The organism is Kluyvera genomosp. 2, from assembly GCF_036759865.1.
GTDB classification, from domain to species: Bacteria; Pseudomonadota; Gammaproteobacteria; order Enterobacterales; family Enterobacteriaceae; genus Kluyvera; species Kluyvera ascorbata_B.
This window is the reverse complement of record NZ_JAPKIA010000015.1, coordinates 123,959-144,464: the sequence shown is the minus strand read 5'-3', so window position 1 is coordinate 144,464 and position 20,506 is coordinate 123,959. Positions and strand designations below refer to the sequence as shown.

Here is a 20,506-nt window from a genome sequence, read left to right as displayed (position 1 = left end):
GTAAATGTTTGATAGTGGTTCTTGCTACATCTTCCGGATTGGAATAGAGCGGGAAAGTTGCAAATGTCTTCTTTCCATGTAGGAATACACATCTCCGAATCTGCTTTATTGCTTCATCCTGCATTCACGTCATCAAAAATCAGAAACTCAAATCATCCTGATCACTAAATGCATAGGCGTTGCACAAAAAAAGAACAGCGCAAAGCACTCATAATAAAAAATAAAATCATTAAACCCCGGCATAATATTTAAACAAAGATTAAAAACAAAAACACTCTGCATAAATACCAACACCATCCCCAATGTAATGCCGATAAAATACTTTAGCACCCCGCCCTTCTTTGAGTCATAAAAGCGAAAACCGCTGCCATGGTCAAAACAGGAATGAATGGTGAGGAGAGTATGGTTGTCGATACCTTTTCACCAATAGAGTGAGTAAGATAAAGCCAACAATATAATATACCCCATGAAATAAAAACAAATAAAAATAATGCCATAAAATTCTCACGGCGCACGTCAATCACAACCATTCCCCCTGCATGACGATATATTTGCTTCACCATTAAACGTTCTCTTGCTTTGATAAATGGTGGTTACAATACTCATCTTCCCTGTCTTGGTTACTCATCATAGCTACACAATGTTGACTGTTCATTTCAGAAATGTGTAGCCAATATGGAGAAGCGGATAATTAACCTACACGAATAATAAAAATATCGCCCTGAACCATTTTAAAATAATCCGGTCAGAGTGTACTCATCTTAAAAATTGATAGAGATTATTGATTAAGCCATCTTTAAAATGACGGTAAACGTTTTTTCAAGGTAAAATGCACTCAATTCATCGGTACTGTGGAAGTCAACATGAACAAAAACAATCTGATTATCGTCGCTGAAGACGATGATGATATCGCCGCCATACTGATAGGCTATTTGCACAAGGCAGGCATGCAAACCTTAAGAGCTGAAGATGGCGAGAAGGCTGTCAATCTTACCCGTCTCCACAAACCCGACCTCCTGTTATTGGATATTCACCTGCCCATATATGATGGCTGGAATGTTTTAACCACGTTGAGAAAGGAAACCAATATTCCCGTCATTATGGTGACCGCGCTGGATCAAGACGTTGATAAACTGATGGGCCTGCGACTTGGGGCTGACGACTATGTGATAAAACCCTTTAATCCATCCGAAGTTGTTGCCAGAGTTGAAGCCGTACTTCGCAGGACCCAATCGAACGCCGAGGTTACGCCTTCAAGGCCTGTAAGAACGCCTTTCGTGACCATTTTTCCTGACGAATTTTACGTTGAAATCACCGTACAAGGTCAGGTTTCCGCCCCCGTATTGACGACAACTGAATTTAAGCTTCTAACCTATTTAGCCAGAAATCCGAGGAAAGTGTGTTCGCGCGAAGAACTACTCGATGCATGTTTGCCCGAAGGGGATTCGCTGGATCGCACCGTCGACAGCCATATGAGTAAACTGCGCAAGAAACTTGAGCATGCCGGACTTAAAGGCGTTCCTGAAAGCATCAGAGGGTTAGGCTATCGCCTGGGTGATAATAAATGAAGAAAGAATCAATTCTAAGTCGCCAGATACTGACACATATGCTGTTGCTGACATTCGTTATTATTGCCATCGTTATACTTGGTACCTCCTTATTCTATAGCTTTTTGATTGACTACCTACCGGGGGGGACAAGCGCAGCGAATGACGATAACATGACCTTACTTGATTGGATGTGGATTCTAATCGCTTCAATCATCAGTCTGGCCGTTTCACTTTTTTTTACCGTAAAACTGTCTGCCAGAATATTAAAACCCTTAAATGCCGTAGCATATAGCCTGAAACAAATCTCGCAAGGAAACCTTAGCGCAAGAGCCGCGAGTAGCCATTCCCAGCTCGGTGAGATGAATCAACTGGTCAACGATTTTAATGAGATGGCGGAAAAATTACAGACGCTGGATACCCAGCGCAATTTATGGAATGCCGCAATCGCCCATGAACTTCGGACCCCTGTAACGATTTTACGTGGAAGGCTTCAGGGATTAGTTGAGGGGGTATTCGAACCGGAACCCGCTCTGTTCAAAAACCTTCTAAAACAAACCGAAGGCCTGACCAATTTGATCGAGGATCTTCGTGTTGTCAGTTCTTCCGGAGGGGCTAAATACACGCTGATACTCAGTGACGTTGATCTTGAGGCGACAATCTCGAATGCACTGGATACCTTTTTGCCGGACTTTGCAGCGAAAAAATTCAAAATCATAACCGAACTACAGTCCCAGCACAGTCTCTGCGATCCTCTACGTATTATCCAGTGTCTGACCGTACTCTTTGACAACGCCTTAAAATATTCCGTTCCGCAAACGCTTTTAATCAAGAATGGGATCATCGGGAACGATCATTTTATAATCGTACAGGATGAAGGGCCAGGGATCCCTGAAGCGTTCCAGAGATCCTTATTCCAGCCTTTTCAACGAGGAGAATACGCCAAAAACAGTCATCCAGAGGGATGGGGTTTAGGACTCTCGGTAGTACAAGCAATTATGCGTGCCCATGGCGGAAACGTAACCTACAGCTTAACACCAGAAAACGGCTCAACGTTCAAGCTATCGTGGCCTGTTCAAGGGGTAAACAGGCTCAATTGAGCCTGTTGTTAGCCAGAGACAAATCCCACAGACTCCCGAGTTTAGCATCCCATATTGCTGGTGTGATTTTCAGTTTGCCTCTTTTAGGACTTAATGTTATTTCACTAAAATAGACATCTCTTCCTTTTAGCATAAGATCGACGCGGCAATACTCTATTTCGTTTGCTAACGCCTGAGCAGCAATAACTGATTTGTTCAATGAAGGTGGCTCCTTAATCGGGATCGGCGTGTTGGGATATTCCATCTGAAAAGGTTGCAAATTCCACGAACGGTCATAGACATTGATGAACCCGCAGCCATTATCATCAGTAAAATCAGCTTCAATAAAGCAGGCCACACCATGAAAACAGTGTATTCTTAACATTTCCGGGGTGACATTCCTGTCCTGATTAGTGAATAAATCAAGGTATCTCTCGCAGAGAATGACGGGGGTAATATTTTTATATTGCCACTCTCTGGTTGTGTAGTACATATTCTTTTTAAGCGCTAGCTTCAACCTATTCCTTGCTCTATCGAAGTCAAAGCTTGCCTTATCCTTACATATAATCACACTGCCGCTATCATGATTGCATTTTAAGACAAATTTAGCAGGGAGTTTATCAAAATTTATATCTTCTACGCGCGGGTAAACACCAATTAATGGGATGACATTAACTAAGTTCGTGCATCTTTCTACGTATTCCCTGACGGCAAACTTGTCCGCAAGCATGGTATAGAATGGGTTGTGTTCGAATACCATTCGATGACAAATCTTCTCATTAAGTGTTAATGGGTTATAGAGATCGGCGTCACCGCCTGATATTTTATTAAGTCTGGATGTATGAAAAGAAACGTCTGTAGATAAATACCCCCTGCACTTCCTGAAAAAATACTCAATATACTTAATGTGATAATTTATTTTATTCATCAATCCTCCAGCTCAGAATCGTTATTCTTACAGAGGATTATTGATTTATATTGCACAAATGATGGAGCGTATATGGAGAGGCGAATCTGTCGTCATCTCCATATTGATGGTCTCGTGTCTTAATTTATCCTAATCGCCGATCGCGGTAAGCCCATTCAAGGTTTCACCCCTCCGCCCGGCCCCCACTCTCTCCAGCTCCAGCCCCCGCCAACGCGTCGCGCAAATACTGCATCAACACGGTCACCCGCACGGGGGTAAACTGACGCGAAGGCCGCACGATTGACAGCGGCAGCGGCGGCGGCGCGTAGCGTTCAAGCACCGGGACGAGCGCGCCGCCGCGCAGCGCGTCTTCGACGATATACCACGGTAACATCGCAATCCCCATGCCCTGAATGGCGGCTTCGCGCAGCACATCGCCATTATTCGCGGCCAAAGGCACCCGGGCATCCAGCTCTTGTTCGCCGCTGGACAGCGCCCACTCGTTGCGGGTGGAGAGCAAGGAATAATGCAAACACTGGTGGTGCTTTAATTCCGCCGGTGACGCCGGCCTGCCGTGGGTTTTCAGGTACTCTGGCGAAGCGCAATACAGGCGCGGCATCATGGCGATGGGCAAACTGACCAACGACGAATCCTGTAATTCACCGATGCGTAAAGACAGATCGATACCTTCATTAAGCAGATCGCTGACGCGGTCTTCGAGCTGTAATGTCACCGTAATCTGCGGGTATGTTTTCAGAAATGCCGGCAGCAGCGGGGCGAGCTTCTGGGTGCCGAAACTTACCGGCGCACCGAGCCGAATAATGCCGCTGTAGGTTTCCTGTGCACAGTTAAGCCGCTCTTCTGCCTGCTCGAGCGCGCCTAAAATCCCTAAAACGTCCTGATAGAATTGTTGCCCGCTGGGCGTTAAATCAAGCTGGCGAGTGGTGCGATTGATAAGCTTCACGCTTAACGCCGCTTCCAGAGCGGAAACCCGGCGGCTGATGGCCGCGCTGCTGGTATCAAGCTGGATGGCAGCATTATTAAAGCTGCCGCTTTCAACCACGGCGACAAAGCTGCGAAGTGAGATGAGGTCGTATTCTTTCATTTTGCGTAATGGTGTCTTACCTGAGCCCTGATTTATCTGCATCCATCCCCTGCCTATGATACGTGCATCAGAACAACATTGAGGATCATCTGTTATGGCTAGTCATTATCGTAAAAAAGGCGCGGAACTGCTGCATTATCTGCCAGCCAGTGAATATCATCCAGCGAACACCTATTTTCATTTTTCATTCGCGAACTATTACGACCCTGAAAACATGCATTACGGCGTGCTGCGGGTGGTCAACGATGATGATGTTAAACCACACAGCGGCTTCGATCGCCATCCGCATAAGGATATGGAAATCGTCAGCTATCTGGTGAAAGGCAACCTGACCCACTGGGACAGCGCAACGCAGGTCGAAGACGTGCTAAGCCGTGGGCATGTGCAGACGGTCACCGCAGGCAACGGCGTGTGGCACTCGGAGCTGAACAACCATGATGACTGGTGTCGCTTCCTGCAAATCTGGATTCTGCCGCCCAAACAAGGTCTGGAAGTGCGTTATGAAAATCATAAATTCACCGATCAGGATCGCGAGAACAAGCTGCTGCATATCGTCGGCAGCCTGCAAAATGAAGACGATGCCCCGCTGCATCTGAATCAGGATGTGAATATGTTTGTCAGCGAACTGACCGAGAGCGATGCAGAAGTCACCTATGAGCTTAAAGCCGGTCGCCAGGCCTACATCAACAGCATTGAAGACAGCGTCAATGTCGGCGGTATTGTGACCCTGGATGAACGTGATTCACTGGAAGTCGTCGGGCCAATGACCCTGACCTTCAAGGCGAAAGACAAACACGCGAACTTTATTATTATTGAAATGGGCGAATGGGCTGACGAACAATAGGCCGTTCAACGCCATAGCCGAAACGCGCCACCTTTTTAAGGCGGCGCGTTTTTTTCTGCCCGCGGCCAGCGGTAGGGAATGGCCCTTAATTTACCGTCAGCCGTAGCGCCAGATCCTGCGGATAGGGGTCGAAGTAATTCTGCGTCAGCAGGTAGCCGTCCGGGTATTCCGCAAGATAGTGCTTCAGCAGGGTCATCGGGGCGAGAATCGGCAGCAGCCCCGCCCGATAGTTCAGAATAACCTCGCGCAGCTCTCCCCGCTGACGCATCGTTAGCTGATGGCGAAAATATCCCTGAATATGCATCAAGACATTGGTGTGGTTTTTACGCGAAGCAGGCTTCTTAAGGATCGCCATCAGCTTGTCACGATAGGTCACAAAGAAGGCCTCCAGATCCTCCCACTGGTGCAGCGTCGCGACAAACGGGCCAATTTCGCGATAGCCCGCCTGATGATGCGCCAGCAGCTGCAGTTTATAGCGGCTATGAAAATCCAGCAGAGCCCGGCGGGTCAGGCCGTTTTTACGCAGCGTATTGAGTTCATGCAGCGCAAACACCCGTTCGACGAAATTTTCGCGCAGCAGCGGATCGTGCAGTCGTCCGTCTTCTTCCACCGGCAGCCAGGGATATTTCGCCAGCAGCGCGGCGGTAAACAGACCAACGCCTTCTTTACGTCCCCGGTTTCCCTTTTCGTCATACAACCGCACCCGCTCCATACCGCAGCTGGGGGATTTGGCGCAGACGATAAATCCCGACAGTTCGCCCAGCCCGGACAGGTACTCGTCGCAAAAAGCGTGCATTTTTTCGCTGACATCATCATCAGACGCGTGGCTGAAGCGCATACGGATATCGCCTGCCGTCGTTTGTACCAGCCGCAGCGCCGGTCGCGGGACCGGCAGGCCGATGGCCATCTCCGGGCAAATGGGCCGGAAGGCCACCCAGTGCGCCAGCTTGTCCATCACAAAGTCCGTCCGTTTATGCCCGCCGTCGAAGCGGACGGCCGCGCCGGTTAAGCAGCCGCTGATGCCTATAACAGGTTGCGTGTTCATGGGCGCCTCCTCGCTACTGCGCTTTACGGGAGAAGAACAGCGTCACCGTCCCCACGGTGAGGCCAAATTTCTTCATCTCAGTTTTATTGAATAAATGTTTGCCGTCCTGGAGGTACATCCAGTCGTCAAAATGCAATAGCCAGGTTCTGCCGCTGGCTTTCACATTCATGCTGTAATGCCAGTTGAAGGCATTGCCTGCCGATTTACCCGTTGCCACGCCGTCAATATCACCCGCAGTGCCCTCATAGCGGTCAGCGCTAAGACGACGGATATGCCACACCCGCTGCTGCTTTTCGCCATCGTCATACACAAACCGTTCGTTGAGGGTCAGGGTCTCGCCAACCACATCGCCGTTGATTTCAACGTGGAAGCGGCGAAGCTGCTTACCGCTGCGATCCTGCACCATCCCCCAGGCCTCCGTTTCCCCCTGGAAGTAATGAAAAATATCCAGCACCGGCTGCTGCTGGCGGTAATCGGCAACGTCGCTGCTACAGCCGGTGAGTTGCATCATCAGCGGCAGGCATAGGGTCAATAAACGTTTCATTTTTTACCTCCGGTGAGCTGCTGACGCAGCTCGGGATATTGCGTGCGGGGTCCCAGCCAGATGGCGAGGAAATTTTCGCTAAAATCAGCCGACTGCGGTTTCCCGAGCGGTATAAAGCGCGGCGCGCTCGCGGATGCGCGATACCAGAACTGCCCCTGCTTTGCGGTCAATACAAAGGCCAACTGCGCCCCTGGCGTGACGTCCGGCCATAAATCCGCAAGCATGCGTAGCCAGGCCCCGCTCTGCGCTTCGCGTGTAAGAATCCCCTGCGCCTGCCACTGCTCACGCGTGGCGTCGACAAGCGCCTCCCGGTCGATATTGCGTTGATACGTGATAATCAGCGCCTGATTTTGCCATTGCCCGCGGTAGTGCCCGTCGGGCGTGAGCAACTGGGAGGTGTAGACCGTAAACGGTCCCCACGTCAGCGTCGCCTCCCCTGCTTTGCGCCAGCTTAACCAGTCAGCGGCAACGGCAGGCGTTGCAACGAGTAGCCACAGCAGTAACAGCACGACAGATTTCATTGCCGTTTCCCCATCAGGATGTGAAACGCCAGCATGAGCGCCAGCCACCCGGCCGCCATTGCGCCCATAACAACCGGCACAGGCTGTACAAAGGTCATCGCACCCAGCTGCGCGCCCGCCAGGTAGGCGACCGGGCCACCGCAGGTTGCTATCAGCGCCAGCACCCATCCCGGCAGGGTGGTGGAATAGGTCAAACGCGTCCAGACGGCAGCGAACATCAGCCACAGCGCCATCAGCCACAGCGGCAACGGCGCGGCACCCTGAAAGTGAATCAGCCCCGACAGCCCCCACAATACATCTAACCCGCCGCCCGCCACGGCCAGCAGCAGGGCATACAAACGGTAGGCCGACGGCAGCAGAATGCAGGCCAGGATGGCCAGCGCCAGCCATAATAGCTGGCCGCGCTCGCGAAACATCACCACCAGCAGCCAGTAAAGGTCGAAGCCAATGGCCAGCAAAAAGAGCGAAAAATGACGTTTCATACCCGCTCTGCCGTTAGCTGCACCACGCTGATGGTGCGGGCCTTAAATCCGGCCTCACAGTAGCCAAAGTAGTAAAGCCACATCCGGCGGAAGCGCTCGTCAAACCCCAGTTTTTCAATCTCCTGCCAGGCGTGGATAAACCGCTGCCGCCAGTGGGCCAGCGTCCGGGCGTAATCGGGTCCCATATCAAACAGGTTGCGTACCACGAAATCGGTGTGGCGCGTCATCAGTTCGCTCATTGCCGTAATGCTGGGTAAAAATCCGCCGGGGAAGATATAGCGCTGAATAAAGTCAACGCTTTTGCTGTAGTCGCGATAGCGCTGATCCTGAATAGTGATGGCCTGAATCACCATTTTGCCGCCGGGGCGTAAACGCGCCTGGCAGGTGCGAAAGAAGGCAGGCAGGTAGCGTTGCCCCACCGCTTCAATCATCTCTACCGACACCAGTTTGTCGTACTGACCGGTGAGATCACGGTAATCACACAGCAGAACCTCAACCTGCCCCTGTAGCCCCGCGCGGTGAATACGCGTGCGGGCCCACGCAAACTGTTCTTGCGACAGCGTGGTGGTGGTGACGCGGCAGCCGTAGTGACGCGCGGCGTACTCCGCCAGCGCCCCCCAACCGGTGCCAATCTCCAGCAAATGATCGCCCGGCGTTAGCGCCAGCTGTTCACACAGCCGCGCCATTTTAGCCTGCTGCGCGACGCTCAAATCCTGATCGTCGGCGCTAAACAGCGCGCTGGAATAGAGTAAATCCTCATCAAGGAAATGCGCGTAAAAGGTATTGCCTAGGTCGTAATGCGCGGCAATATTGTCCCGCGCCTGCTGGCGATGGTTGCGCCGGGTCCAGTGGCGCAGGCGTTCAACGGGCCGCCCCAGCAGACGAAAACCACGCTCCAGCCGCTCAAGCAGCTGGCTATTGGCGGCAAAGAGCTCGAGCAATACGGTGAGGTTATGGGTTTCCCACTCGCCGTCCATCCAGCTTTCAGCCACGGCCAGGCTACCGCCGGTCAACGCACGCCAGTAAACCTTCGGCGAGAGGATCTCCACCTCGGCGCGTAATGCCGCAGCCGCCTCGCCAAAATGAAAGGTCTGCGCCCCTTCCCGCACCGTCAGCGAGCCGCCGCTGAGGCCGCTCAACAGGCGAAACAGCAGCCATCGCGCAGCTCGCACGTTGCGCGGAATGTCGGGTTCAAGCGCAAAGACGGGTTCGGTCATGATCGTTTACTCCTGCTGGCGGGATGGGCGTGAAGCGGCACACGCTTTAGCCAAAGCTTCAGCGCCTGCCAGTAAATAGCGAGTACGGTTTTCAGCGTCATCAACGGGATGCGCCACTGCAGCGTGCGCAGATTGGGTGGCGTCAGCGGTTCGCGTTTGAGCATCAGCGTGGCATCAAAGATCTTCGCGGCCTGATGATTTTCAATATGCATATGCAGCGTGCTGCCCGGCGGGTTGAATCGCCAGTGGTACACCATATCCATCGGGTTAAACGGCGACACGTGGAAGGTTTTTGCCAACGGCTGCGGCGTTACGGCATTAACGGCATAGTAGTGACGCTCATTCCACGGGGTGTTGCGTACCTCCGCCAGCACCCAGCGCAGAGTCCCGGCACGGTCGTAGCAGTAGTAGAAGTTGACCGGGTTAAAATGAAAGCCGAAATAGCGCAGTTGGGTCAGCAGCATCACCCGGCCATCGGGGCGCTCGCCGGTCAGGCAGGCGAGCCTATCCAGCGCCGCCGCTTTGAGCGGCGTGCCCAGCGGGTAATCGACATCATAGAAAGCCGCAGCGGCGAAGCGATTGCGGCGCACGCCGGCATCGGCAATCCGCGTCAGCTCATCCAGGTCGAGCCAGGCCATAAACACCTGATAGCTAAACTGGTGCGCCGTCGGCTGAAGCCGGCGATGGCGTAACACGCCCTGATACAGGCAGCTGTTCATCAGGTGCCCTCCTGCGCGGCGATGCCGTGCACCACATCCAGCGCGCTGCGTACCCCATCTTCATGGAACCCGTTGTACCAGTAGGCGCCGCAGAACCAGCTGCGATGCTGGCCGTTTATCTCATCACGTCGGGCCTGCGCCTGCCAGCTCTGCGGGTTAAACAACGGGTGTTCATACACGAAGCGCTGCCAGACGTAGCGCGCGTCAATCGGGGCATCCGGGTTGAGCGTAACGCAGAACAGCGGACTGCCTTCAGGCAGCCCCTGCAAAATATTCATGTTATAGGTTACGCAGGCGCTGGCCTGCTCTTGCCCACTCAGGCGATAGTTCCAGCTTGCCCAAGCGCGTTCGCGTACCGGTAGCCAGCGACGGTCGCTGTGCAGCACCACCTCGTTGCGCTGCCAGCCAATAGCGCCCAGCACGTCATGCTCGGCGGGGGTGGCATCGCCCAGCATCGCCAACGCCTGCCCGGAATGACAGGCGAAGATCGCCTGGTCAAAATCCTGCGCCGCGTCGGCGGCGTAAACCGTCACGCGGTTTTCGTCGCGCATCACGCGCTGTACCGGCGTATTCAGGCGCAGCGTCAGACGCTCGCCAAGCTGAGCCAGCATCGCGCGGATATACTCCCGCGAGCCGCCGGGGACCACGTACCACTGCGGGCGGTGGGTGATATCCAGCAGGCCATGGTGCTCAAAGAAACGTAAGAACAGCGGCAGCGGAAAACGGCGCATTTCCTGTAAGGATGACGACCAGATCGCCGCGCCCATCGGCAGAATATAATGGCGAGCAAAAAAGGCGCTGAAGCCATGCCGATCGAGAAACGTTTGCAGCGTGGCCTGTGCATCAACGTTGTGCAATGCCTGCTTCGCCAGGCGATTAAAGCGGACTATTTCTTTTAGCAGCCCCCAGAATACCGGGTTCACCAGGTTACGACGCTGGGCAAACAGCGAAGTGAGCGTATGGCCGTTGTACTCCATGCCGCTGTGCGGGTTATGCACCGAGAAACTCATCGGCGTTTTTTGCCCCTGGATACCCAGCTCGCTCAGCAGCCCCATAAACCGTGGGTAGGTTCGGTCGTTGTAAACGATAAAGCCGGTATCAATGGCGTATTGCCCCTGCGGCGTGGTGACATCTACCGTGGCGGTATGCCCACCGACGGTCGCCGCCGACTCAAACAACGTCACCTGATGATGCCCGGCCAGACGCCAGGCGCAGGTCAGCCCGGCAATGCCGCTGCCGATAATCGCGATCTTCATGAGCGCACCATCCTGCGCAACAGGCTGCGCTGTAAACAAGAAGGCATGGCAGCCAGCACGCGCAGGGCTGCGCCAAACCCCGCCGGGAAGACAATGTGATTTTTGCCTTTAGTCAGGCCGCGGCGAATGGCTTTGACCGCCTGTTCAACGCTGACCTGCCCCGGCATCGGGAAATCATTTTTGCGGGTTAAGGGGGTGTCCACAAACCCCGGAGAGACCAGCGTGACGGCAATACCTTTTGGCGCCCAATCCAAACGCAGGCTGTTGGCAAACCACGTCAGGGCCGCTTTGGATGCGCCATACGCCTCCGCGCGCGGGAACGGCAGCCAGTGCGCCATCGAACTCACCAGCACCACGCGGCTGCCGGAAATCAGCTGCGGCTGTAGCACGTCAAGGCAGTTTACCGGCCCCTGAAAGTTGGTGGTCATGACCCGTTCAACCCGTTCGGCGTCGACCTGACCGTGGTCGAGATATTCGCAGGTCCCGGCACACAGGATCGCCATATCGGGGTAGCACTCCGCGAGCGCCTGGCGACAGGCGTCCCTGTCTGTCATGTCAAACGCACGTACGCTGATATTGGCGCTGTACTGACGCAGCATGTCCAGCCGCCCCGCGTCGCGGCCGCAGGCGATAACGTAATAACCGTCATCGGCCCAGGATTTGGCGAGCCCGGCACCAATACCGGAGCTGGCACCGGTGATGAGGACAGTCATCATGCTCGCACCCTCCTTTTCACGCCACGAACCGCCCAGCCTAACAGCGGCAGATGTTCATAAAGCATTTCACCGGCGTCATAGTAGTCACGCTGGCGAAGCACCTTTTCCCCGTGAATATCAACAATCGAGCACCCCGGCAGTATGAGCGTCTCACCGCCGGCGATACGCGGGTGCGACCAGTGCATGGTCCACGACACTGCAAAGCGCAGGCCGTGATGCAACGGGGCATCAATGGAAAAGCGACAGGATTCAACGTTAGCCAGCAGATGGGTGAAGTAGCGGTGGATGGCGAGCATCCCCTTATGCTCGCCAAACGGATCGACAAGCGTGGCATTCGCGTCGTACAGCGCGCTTAGCGCCGAAGGCGGCTGGGTGTCCAGACGGGCGTAGTAGTCAACAAACCGGTCAATGACGGATGGTATTGTGCTCATGAATTCTACCCCGAGTCGTCAGCACGTCGCGTTGTCGCATACTTAAAACTTACACAAATACTTTTATTTGTCCAAGTTTTGAATTAAATATTTTTAATAACCAAATGTAATCAATCAATTACAAAAACCACGCCGATGCATTAATTTGGCGTGAATATGAAAAAAAACCACCGCGAGGGTGGTTTTCAAAGGAAGCGTGCAGCAAGGGCGTTAGAGCGAGATAACCTCGAGAGAATTAACCTGCTGCTGCCAGAGGTCTATTTGTTTCTGGCGGGCAGCGGTGAGCTTGCCGCTGGTAACCAGCAGCCATTTGCGTTCCGGGAAGATTTCCGGTGCCAGCGTAGTCGGAGGCTGGGGAAGAACATCGATACGATGCCCCTGGCCGGTGCGGCGCAGCGCCTCAAGCCAGATCTCGCAGGAGTCGGTGAGGTGCCAGCCGGCAATCAGGTAGTTATCGCCCGGCGCGCGTTTATCCCCTTCCAGGCAAAACGAGGTGTAAGAGAGGATGATCCCATCAAGAATTTCACGCAGCGTCATCATCGTCGGTACGTTAGCCGAGACCTTGCTGCGCAGCGGGCGCAATACTTCAGTCACCAGTTCCGGGCGAGGATACTCGCGGCCAGCGTCGTAAATCTGCTGACGTAGCGACTCAATTTTGCCGTCTTTCAGGCGCTGCAGCATACTTTCCTGTAGGGTAAGCCAGTTATTGGTCCGCCGCGCGCCGGGGCGCGCCAGCAGCGGTTTGACCTGGCTGACGGGGACGCCCTTTTTGACCCAGTCGAGAATTTTCAGCGCCTGCTGGATGTCGTCGTCGCTGTACAGACGATGCCCGCCGTCGGTGCGTTCAGGCTTGAGAAGGCCGTAACGACGCTGCCAGGCGCGAAGCGTTGTCGCGTTAATCCCGCAAAGCCGCGCAAATTCACCAATGGAGTAAGACATACCGAACACCCGATCGCCAACGATACTCTCAATATACTACGAATCGTGCCGGGCGAAAAAACAGATACCCCTATTGTCATTCATAGGGATATCCGCGGTACATCAAATATCAAACGTCTCCACGACGCTGACATGGAGGCGAACAGCAATATTACCGCGCGTCGCATTGGAATAAGGACAAACCTCGTGGCCCTTCTTCACCAGCTCAATGGCCGCATTTTTGTCCAGGCCGCGGACTTCCACGTCCAAATCAATATCCAGGGCAAAGCCGCCCTGCGCATTTTGCCCAATCCCCACGGCACAGGACGTTCGGGTCGCGACGCCGGTCAGCTTCTGTTGCTGGGCAATGTGGATCAGTGCGTTATCGAAGCAGGCCGCATAGCCCATCGCAAACAGCTGCTCAGGGTTAGCGCCCTCTTTTCCACTCTCATTGGTGAAGCTTACCAAATCCAGCGCGAAGGAGCCGTCGTCCAGCGCCACATGACCATCACGACCGCCGACTGAAGTTGCACGGGTTTTATAAAAGATTTTCATAGCAGTAGCCCTTTTCCAATGAGTTATATCGAATGCGATTTAATCTGATGATAAGGATATCGTGAAACGGTTCCGTGTCAATCCATCTGGCAAAAAAAATCGCATGCGATATAATTTCAGGGAATTTTCAGGGGTCACTTATGAACGACAACAACGCGGTCCACCCGTTTGAGCACGGCGATTTTCCAAAACTGGAGGATTTTCTCTGTTTTGCTACCTACACGACCAATCTCGCCTTCGGTAAGGCTTATCAGCCTTATCTGGCCGAACTGGGGTTAACCTACTCGCAGTGGATTACGCTGCTGGCACTGGCGGAAGAAGACGGTCAGACGGTGAATCAGCTCGGTGAGAAGCTCTTTTTAGCGTCCAGCACCCTCACGCCGCTGCTAAAAAATCTCGAAAAAAAGGGCATCGTGATTCGTCAGCGCTCAAAAGAAGACGAACGCAAGGTGCATATTTTGCTGACCGAGGAAGGCCGGGCGCTGCATAAAGCCAGCCGCCGCTGCATGGATGTTTTTTATTCACTGGGGCTGACGCTGGAAGAAGTTCAGGTGCTGCAAAAAGCGATCGTTAAGGTGCGCGATAATTTGCTGCAGGCGGGGAACAGCGATAATCATTAAAGCATGACGTCGGGACCGTTCGCCCGACGTCTTGCTCCTTAATTAACGGAACGACACGCCCAGATTCACCAGACCGTAGTAGCCACCCGCTTCGCTACCGTGCAGTGATTCAGACCAACCGCCCTGCACGCCCAGCGTCACGTTCTGACGAATGCGCGCATTCACGCCACCGTTCAGCCCTACGCTGGTGCCAGACAGGTTACTGCGGAACGATGCGTCAGACGCTGACACGCCTGGCGCCGACGCCGTGAATCCGCTGTGCCCGCCAAACGACTGCGTCACCGATGGTGTCACCCACCATGCCAGTTTTGCCTTCGCGTCCTGCTGTGTGCCCACCTTCAGACCCGCCCGCACCGACTGCTGACGGCTGTCGCGCCAGCTAAGCGCGGCGACCTCGTCCTGACCGTCGTTCAGGTTGACCCCCTGCACCGTATACTGGAGCTGCGGTTCCAGCGCCAGAGCCGGGCTGACGGAGAACGACTGCCCTATTTCCGCAGAGGCCAGCCAGCCCGTACCGTGAGTAGAGAGACGAGTGTTGTCATTAGAGGACGCGCTCAGGCTATGACGGCTGGCCTGCAATACGCCTTCCACGTGCAGACCGTCATGGCTACGGCCCGAGAGGTACGCACCGCCCGTGTACACCGTATCCCGATCCGTACCCGCATGGGCGCTACCGATATCGCGCCATACGTCACTGCGCAGCAGACCGGTGGCACCGTAAACACCCGCGCGCCAGTCGGCGTTCGCGCCGTCAAGTTGCCACAGATCGCCGCCTAACTGGAGGAAACTGTAGGTGCCGCTGCTTTCCGGCACGCTTGCGCCCGTGAGGCTACCGCTGTCAGGGTGGCTCAGCTTACCGGCCGCCACGCGTCCCCAAATGCGACTGTCCGGCGCATAGCGGAAGCGGGTATCTGACGAGCCCGCCACCAGGCGGTCATAGTCCATTGACAGCACCGGCATCGCCGCGTAGCTCCACATCGCCGCGCGGTAGTTTACCGGCCCCGTTGACGCGGAGGCTTGCCCCGGCTGAACCTGCTGCGAAGTCAGGTACCAGCTCTGGTCGCCATTTCGATACAGACTGTAAGCGTAAGCGCCCGCCACCAGCGGCTGTTTAAGGCTGAATGCCCCCGCGCCAGTGGTGGCACCGTTGATGGCCTGAACGACGGCAATGCCGTTGCCGGTGGTCTGTGCGCCCAGCCCGCCGCGGTTAAGCACGCGCAAACCGGTGCTGCCGGTGGCACTGCCGCCGTCGATCACCACTTTATCTATCGGTGAACTGCTGTCGCCCGCCACGGTATTGAGCGTGATGGTGCCGCCGTTACCAATAAGGTTGGTTGCGGTAAGCGTGTGCGGCGTGAAGGTGCCCTGGGACGGCACAAACACAATGTTACCGGCGTTGGTCAGGTTGTCCACCAGCGAGTCGCCGGTGATGTTCCAGGTACTGCTGCTGTCAATCGTCACGTCCGTCGGGTCAATAATCCCCGTCAGGGTGGCGCTGTTAATCAGCGAGAGTGAGGTACCGGCCAGAGCAATAATATCCGTAGTGGCCAACAGCCCGTCCATCACCAGCGAACCGGCATTGAGGTTGACCTGCGACTGGCTCAGCGAGCCGCCCAGCGTCAGCGTACCGGTGCCGTTTTTGGTCAACTGACCGCTGCCGGTGAGGTTGGTGTTCAATGAGGCGCTGGTGCTGGTGTCGTAGGTGGTGATGCCTTCGTTCACAAAGCTGTTATTGGCCAGCGTCAGGATAGCGCCTTCGGCGATATTCAGCAGCCCCCCCGCCGCCACGGTGGTATCCGATGCCACCCCGCCACGGCTGACCGACAGCGAACCACCGCTGTTGATTGTCGCCTGCAACGCCGTGCCGCCGCTGAATACGGATAATGCCCCGTTCGCATTCACGATGGTACCCTGCGCGACGCCGTAGACGTTTTCGCTACCGCCGGCATTCACTACCGTGCCGTGAGAGATATCGCCTGATTTTACGGTCAGCGCGCCGCCGTTCTCCAGCAGCACATTATTCGCCTGACCGCCGCTGACAGAAAATGCACCGAGCGCATTGGTACCGGCGATCGCAGCACGGGTACTGGCCTGTAAAGCCGCGCCTGCGGCCTGGAACACGCCCGAAGCGTTGCCACCATCAGCAACAGCAATCACGCCGCCAGCGTTGACCGTCGGCCCGGTTGCTACGCCGCCGGAAAAGACGCTGAGCGTACCGCCCGAATTCACGCTCGCGCTATTGAGTGCCCCGCCGCTGCTGACCACCGCCCATCCGTTGTCACTCACGCTTGTCGCCGTGGCCACCGCGCCATTGTTAATATATTGCACCCCGCCGGAAACCACGGTGGAGGTCACGGTGCTGCCAGAAAGGACGTACATGGCGCCGCCGGAATTGACGGCAGTACGCAGTGCCGTACCGCCGCTGGCAACGTTCACTACACCGAGGTTAACCGTGGTGTCAGAGGCGGTTCCGCCGCTGTAAATGTACTGCCCACCGCCCGAGGTCACGACCGTTGAAGTGGCATTGCCATAGACGGTCTGAATGCCTCCGGACAACGTAGTCGATGACGCAGACCCGCCCACGGCAACATACTGTGAAGCCCCCGCGCTGACCGTGGTCGATGACGTGACGCCGCCATAATTGACGTATTCCGATCCGCCAGCCTTCACGACTGAAGATGTTGTGCGCCCCCCATTCTGGACATATAACGTACCGCTGTTAATCACCGACGAGATCGCCGAACCGTAGTTGTTCAGGGTTCCATAGCCGTTAACGGTGGTCCCGGAAGCGATGCCGCCGCCCATGATGTACTGCGTGCCGCCCGAAACGAGCGTGGCGCTGGTTGAGCCCCCCGAATACACCTGTTCATAGCCGCCGGCCTGAACCGTGGTGCTGACCGCAGACCCGCCGTTAAGGACGTCTTGTATACCGCCATAGCCAAGTACGCTACCCGTGGCATCCCCACCGGCTTCCACAAACAACCGGCCGCCATTTTCCAGCAGCACATTGCTTGCATGCCCGCCGCTGACGGAGAATCCCCCGAGGGCGTTCGTTCCGCTTACGGTTGCGCCCGTATAGGTTTGCAGCGCGCCACCGGAGGATTGCGCGACCGTCGACGCGGAACCATTGTCATAGACCACCAGCATACCGCCCGCTTCAATGGCGGTGCCCATCGCCGAACCGCCGTTGCTGACGTACTGCGCGCCGCCTTGTCTGATGACGGTATCGGAGGCGCTGTGGCCGGTTTCGACAAACATCGCGCCGCCATTTTCCAGCAGCACGTTGTGAGCATGGCCGCTGCTAACAGAAAACGCGCCCAGCACGTTAGTCCCGCTCACGGTGGCGCCGGTATTAATTTGCAGCGCACCGCCTGACAGCTGCGAAATACTGTCTGCAAAGCCGCCATTATAAACTCTGAGTGCGCCACCGGAATTGACGGTAGTGCTGACGGCGGATCCACCGCTGTTAACATAAGCGGAACCGCCCCAGTTAACGATCGTGTCGGATGCCTGATTCCCGGACATAACCTGTACGAAGCCGCCGTTTTCAAGCAGCAGATTTTCAGCCAGCCCGTTACTGACCGAAAAAGCACCGAGCGCATGGGTTCCACTGACGGTCGCCCCGGTATAGACCTGCAGCGCGCCGCCTGAAGACTGGCTCACGCTGCTTGCCGTGCCGCCATTAGTCACGGTCAGCGTGCCGCCAGCCCGGAGTGTGGTACTGACCGCCGAGTGGGTATTTTCCACATACAGGAAACCACCGTTTTCCAGCAGGACGTTGCTTGCCGTCCCCCCGCTGACGGTAAATCCGCCCAGGGTGTTTGTGCCGCTTACCGTTGCACCGGTATAAGTCTGCAGCGCGCCGCCGGCGGACTGCACAACCTGTGTTGCCGTCCCGCCATCATCGACCCGCAGCGCCCCGCCTGACCGCAATGTGGTGTTAACGGCTGATTGTGCGTTCGCCACATACAGAATCCCGCCATTTTCCAACAGCAAATGACTGGCTACCCCATTGCTGACGGTAAATCCACCGAGCGCATTGGTGCCGCTGAGGGTCGCATTGGCATAAGTCTGCAGGGCGCCGCCCGAAACCTGGCTGATACCGGACGCATTCCCGCCAGCGGCTACGTTAAGAAAACCGCCGGAGTTCAACGTGGTGCTGGTTGCCGTGCCGCCATTGTTGACGTTCAGATGGCCGCCAGAATTCACGACGGTGTTCACGGCCGCGCCGCCGTTATTGACGTTAATCACCGGCGGATAATAACCGTAAAATAACTCGCCGCCGACGTGGCTACTGCTCGCCAGGCCGCCGCTGTTAACATTAAGCGTTCCCCCGCTTGACACGGAGGCGCTGGTCGCCGTATCCCCGACGTTGAGCGTCAGAGGGGTGTAATAGGTCACCTCTGAACCACTGTACGTCTCCGCTGCGGCGGTGCCCGCTAAGCCCAATAGTATCAGCGCCCCGGCGACGTTTTTCACCGCCAGCGGCGGACGCCCGCCGCTTCCCGCCTTCTCTGATGTCACTATCCACGCCTGGCGTGCTGCACTCCAGACGATCCTGTACGCTCTGTTCATACCCTGCCTCTTCGTTTTTTTTATTGTTTTCCGGTGCAGGTGCTGCTCCGGATGTCACTTCTGCTGTGTGGCGCTATTGACTCACCGCGCAGCTGCGCGTGGAGCCGGTCAGCCACGCCGCTGACCTGTTTTCCGGTGATCAGACGGGTGCACTCGTACTGACGTTCCGTGCCTTTATGACGCGGGCACCAGAAAAAGTCTTTATGATCAAAGGTCTCATGCAGGCTGTCCCAGCAGCCGTTGCAGCCGTGGCTGCTGAACACGCGCCAGGGGGTGTAAAACTCGGCGTTCGGCAGGCTGAAGCCGCTAATCAGCACCACCGGTATTTTTGCCGCCCAGGCAAGCCACGACAGCCCGCTGGCCAGGCCGATAAAGAAGCTGGCGTGACGAAGCAGATCAACCCGCGCCTGCAGCGGCAGGGCCCCGGTGAAGTCTTCTGCGCCGTAGGGGATGTGGTTCCAGACGAAGCCGTGCCCGGTGGTGGGCTCACGGTCAATACACAGCACCCGATAGCCAAGCGATTTCAGGTGGGCCACCACCTCCGTCCAGCCGTGGCCGTTGTTCCAGAACTTGGCCTGGCAGGTCGACTGCACGGCGATGCAAACGTAGGGCTGCTCAATGGTGCGCGGCGCGCTGAGATTAAGACGAGGCGGTGCTTCCGTGGGGTCAACCCCAAGGATGTACCCCGCGATGCGGTGAAAGCCGACCTGACGAAAATCGATGGGCTGATGCGTATCATTACCGCCAAAAAACAGCCCCACGCGGTAGGTCGCATAAGGCGCCCTCTGCCGGACGGCATCCGGCGGCGAAAAGTGAATATCCGGATACTGGGCTTCCAGCAGCGCAATGATGTTAGGCGCCATAGAACACTCAAGTCGGCAGCCATGCAGCAGGCGGAAGCGCTCCGCGTAGTGGAACCAGCCCAGCAGGTCGCCCAGCGTGCCGGTGGGAAAGGAGATCAGCACGTCGCGACCTTCGAGATTAAGCGCTTCATCCAGCAGCAACGCGTTATCTTCCGCGCGCCAGACCTGAAGGCGAAAACGAACAAAGTATTTCTTTGCCGAAGTGACCCAGCCCGCGCCGGTTTCGCAGCGAAACAGAATGTTGCCGGAATCGTCATCGAGCAGCACAACCCGCCATCGCCCTTCGGGCAACAGTAAGCGCGCGCCGTCGTTGAAGTCGTAAAAAATGCCGCACGGCCCGGCAATAGCTGGCCTTTCAGGCGGAAGAACAAACGGATAAGAGGCCGCTTCAGCGGGCGCGGAAAATGAGGCCGTAACATCAGTGACAGGTATTGATTCGGGCATAGCATTTTCCCATTGTGAATGTCTCAAAGAGTGAAGAGCGCAGGGCAATCGTCGACGTGGCGTCGCTTCTCTTTTCATGAGCTCATTCGGACGGCGAAAAAGATAAGGCGGGCCTTAT

Annotated in this window: 18 protein-coding genes and 1 pseudogene; 4 read left to right on the top strand and 15 right to left on the bottom strand. The window is 55.7% G+C overall.

Annotated features, from left to right (window positions below):
- Positions 1-863 precede the first annotated feature (863 nt).
- Together V6942_RS17055 and V6942_RS17050 are read left to right on the top strand one after the other, a co-directional pair.
- A complete protein-coding gene (locus V6942_RS17055) occupies positions 864-1,568 on the top strand; it encodes a response regulator (RefSeq protein WP_182967420.1) in 705 nt (234 codons plus the stop codon).
- Complete coding sequence (locus tag V6942_RS17050; RefSeq protein WP_333501536.1) at positions 1,565-2,647, top strand: ATP-binding protein; 1,083 nt, start codon at positions 1,565-1,567, stop codon at positions 2,645-2,647. The genes V6942_RS17055 and V6942_RS17050 overlap by 4 nt, the downstream gene beginning before the upstream one ends.
- Here the strand turns inward: V6942_RS17050 and V6942_RS17045 are convergent.
- Both V6942_RS17045 and V6942_RS17040 read right to left on the bottom strand, forming a co-directional pair.
- Positions 2,609-3,554, bottom strand: a pseudogene (locus V6942_RS17045) (ATP-grasp fold amidoligase family protein). The gene V6942_RS17050 and the pseudogene V6942_RS17045 overlap by 39 nt on opposite strands.
- Before the next feature lie 163 nt (positions 3,555-3,717).
- On the bottom strand, positions 3,718-4,680 hold the full coding sequence (locus V6942_RS17040) for a LysR family transcriptional regulator (protein ID WP_227674183.1): 963 nt from the start codon (positions 4,678-4,680) through the stop codon (positions 3,718-3,720).
- Positions 4,681-4,732: 52 nt separating this feature from the next.
- Between V6942_RS17040 and V6942_RS17035 the strand changes: the two genes are divergently transcribed.
- The gene (locus tag V6942_RS17035) at positions 4,733-5,482 is read left to right on the top strand and encodes a pirin family protein (RefSeq protein WP_333501535.1); all 750 of its coding nucleotides are present in this window, start codon (positions 4,733-4,735) and stop codon (positions 5,480-5,482) included.
- An 85-nt stretch (positions 5,483-5,567) separates the two neighbouring features.
- Here the strand turns inward: V6942_RS17035 and V6942_RS17030 are convergent, their stop codons facing one another.
- The 11 genes from V6942_RS17030 to V6942_RS16980 all read right to left on the bottom strand — a co-directional run bounded on the left by V6942_RS17030 (position 5,568) and on the right by V6942_RS16980 (position 13,886).
- The gene (locus V6942_RS17030; RefSeq protein ID WP_333501534.1) at positions 5,568-6,527 is read right to left on the bottom strand and encodes a DUF523 and DUF1722 domain-containing protein; all 960 of its coding nucleotides are present in this window, start codon (positions 6,525-6,527) and stop codon (positions 5,568-5,570) included.
- A 13-nt stretch (positions 6,528-6,540) separates the two neighbouring features.
- Complete coding sequence (locus V6942_RS17025) at positions 6,541-7,071, bottom strand: DUF3833 domain-containing protein (protein ID WP_106924299.1); 531 nt, start codon at positions 7,069-7,071, stop codon at positions 6,541-6,543.
- The gene (locus V6942_RS17020; protein WP_333501533.1) at positions 7,068-7,592 is read right to left on the bottom strand and encodes a hypothetical protein; all 525 of its coding nucleotides are present in this window, start codon (positions 7,590-7,592) and stop codon (positions 7,068-7,070) included. The genes V6942_RS17025 and V6942_RS17020 overlap by 4 nt, the downstream gene beginning before the upstream one ends.
- The gene (locus V6942_RS17015; RefSeq protein WP_106924297.1) at positions 7,589-8,074 is read right to left on the bottom strand and encodes a DUF2878 domain-containing protein; all 486 of its coding nucleotides are present in this window, start codon (positions 8,072-8,074) and stop codon (positions 7,589-7,591) included. Before V6942_RS17015 ends, V6942_RS17020 begins: the two co-directional genes overlap by 4 nt.
- Positions 8,071-9,291: an SAM-dependent methyltransferase gene (locus tag V6942_RS17010; protein ID WP_106924296.1), complete on the bottom strand. Its 1,221-nt coding sequence runs from the start codon at positions 9,289-9,291 to the stop codon at positions 8,071-8,073. Before V6942_RS17010 ends, V6942_RS17015 begins: the two co-directional genes overlap by 4 nt.
- The gene (locus V6942_RS17005) at positions 9,288-10,010 is read right to left on the bottom strand and encodes a DUF1365 domain-containing protein (RefSeq protein ID WP_106924295.1); all 723 of its coding nucleotides are present in this window, start codon (positions 10,008-10,010) and stop codon (positions 9,288-9,290) included. Before V6942_RS17005 ends, V6942_RS17010 begins: the two co-directional genes overlap by 4 nt.
- Positions 10,010-11,266, bottom strand: a complete 1,257-nt coding sequence (locus V6942_RS17000) for an NAD(P)/FAD-dependent oxidoreductase (RefSeq protein WP_333501532.1) — start codon at positions 11,264-11,266, stop codon at positions 10,010-10,012. Before V6942_RS17000 ends, V6942_RS17005 begins: the two co-directional genes overlap by 1 nt.
- Complete coding sequence (locus tag V6942_RS16995) at positions 11,263-11,982, bottom strand: SDR family NAD(P)-dependent oxidoreductase (RefSeq protein ID WP_106924293.1); 720 nt, start codon at positions 11,980-11,982, stop codon at positions 11,263-11,265. The genes V6942_RS17000 and V6942_RS16995 overlap by 4 nt, the downstream gene beginning before the upstream one ends.
- Positions 11,979-12,413, bottom strand: coding sequence for a nuclear transport factor 2 family protein (locus V6942_RS16990; RefSeq protein ID WP_106924292.1), 435 nt, complete (start codon positions 12,411-12,413; stop codon positions 11,979-11,981). The genes V6942_RS16995 and V6942_RS16990 overlap by 4 nt, the downstream gene beginning before the upstream one ends.
- Before the next feature lie 210 nt (positions 12,414-12,623).
- Positions 12,624-13,352 (bottom strand): MerR family transcriptional regulator, encoded by a 729-nt coding sequence (locus V6942_RS16985; protein ID WP_333501531.1) that lies wholly within the window; start codon positions 13,350-13,352, stop codon positions 12,624-12,626.
- Between the two features lie 102 nt (positions 13,353-13,454).
- Positions 13,455-13,886, bottom strand: a complete 432-nt coding sequence (locus V6942_RS16980) for an organic hydroperoxide resistance protein (RefSeq protein ID WP_106924290.1) — start codon at positions 13,884-13,886, stop codon at positions 13,455-13,457.
- A gap of 140 nt (positions 13,887-14,026) precedes the next feature.
- Between V6942_RS16980 and V6942_RS16975 the strand changes: the two genes are divergently transcribed.
- Positions 14,027-14,506, top strand: coding sequence for a MarR family winged helix-turn-helix transcriptional regulator (locus V6942_RS16975; protein ID WP_106924289.1), 480 nt, complete (start codon positions 14,027-14,029; stop codon positions 14,504-14,506).
- A gap of 42 nt (positions 14,507-14,548) precedes the next feature.
- Here V6942_RS16975 and V6942_RS16970 read toward each other — a convergent pair whose 3' ends face one another.
- Positions 14,549-19,081, bottom strand: a complete 4,533-nt coding sequence (locus V6942_RS16970; protein WP_333501530.1) for an AIDA repeat-containing protein — start codon at positions 19,079-19,081, stop codon at positions 14,549-14,551.
- A gap of 20 nt (positions 19,082-19,101) precedes the next feature.
- On the bottom strand, positions 19,102-20,388 hold the full coding sequence (locus V6942_RS16965) for an autotransporter strand-loop-strand O-heptosyltransferase (RefSeq protein WP_333501529.1): 1,287 nt from the start codon (positions 20,386-20,388) through the stop codon (positions 19,102-19,104).
- Positions 20,389-20,506: the final 118 nt, after the last annotated feature.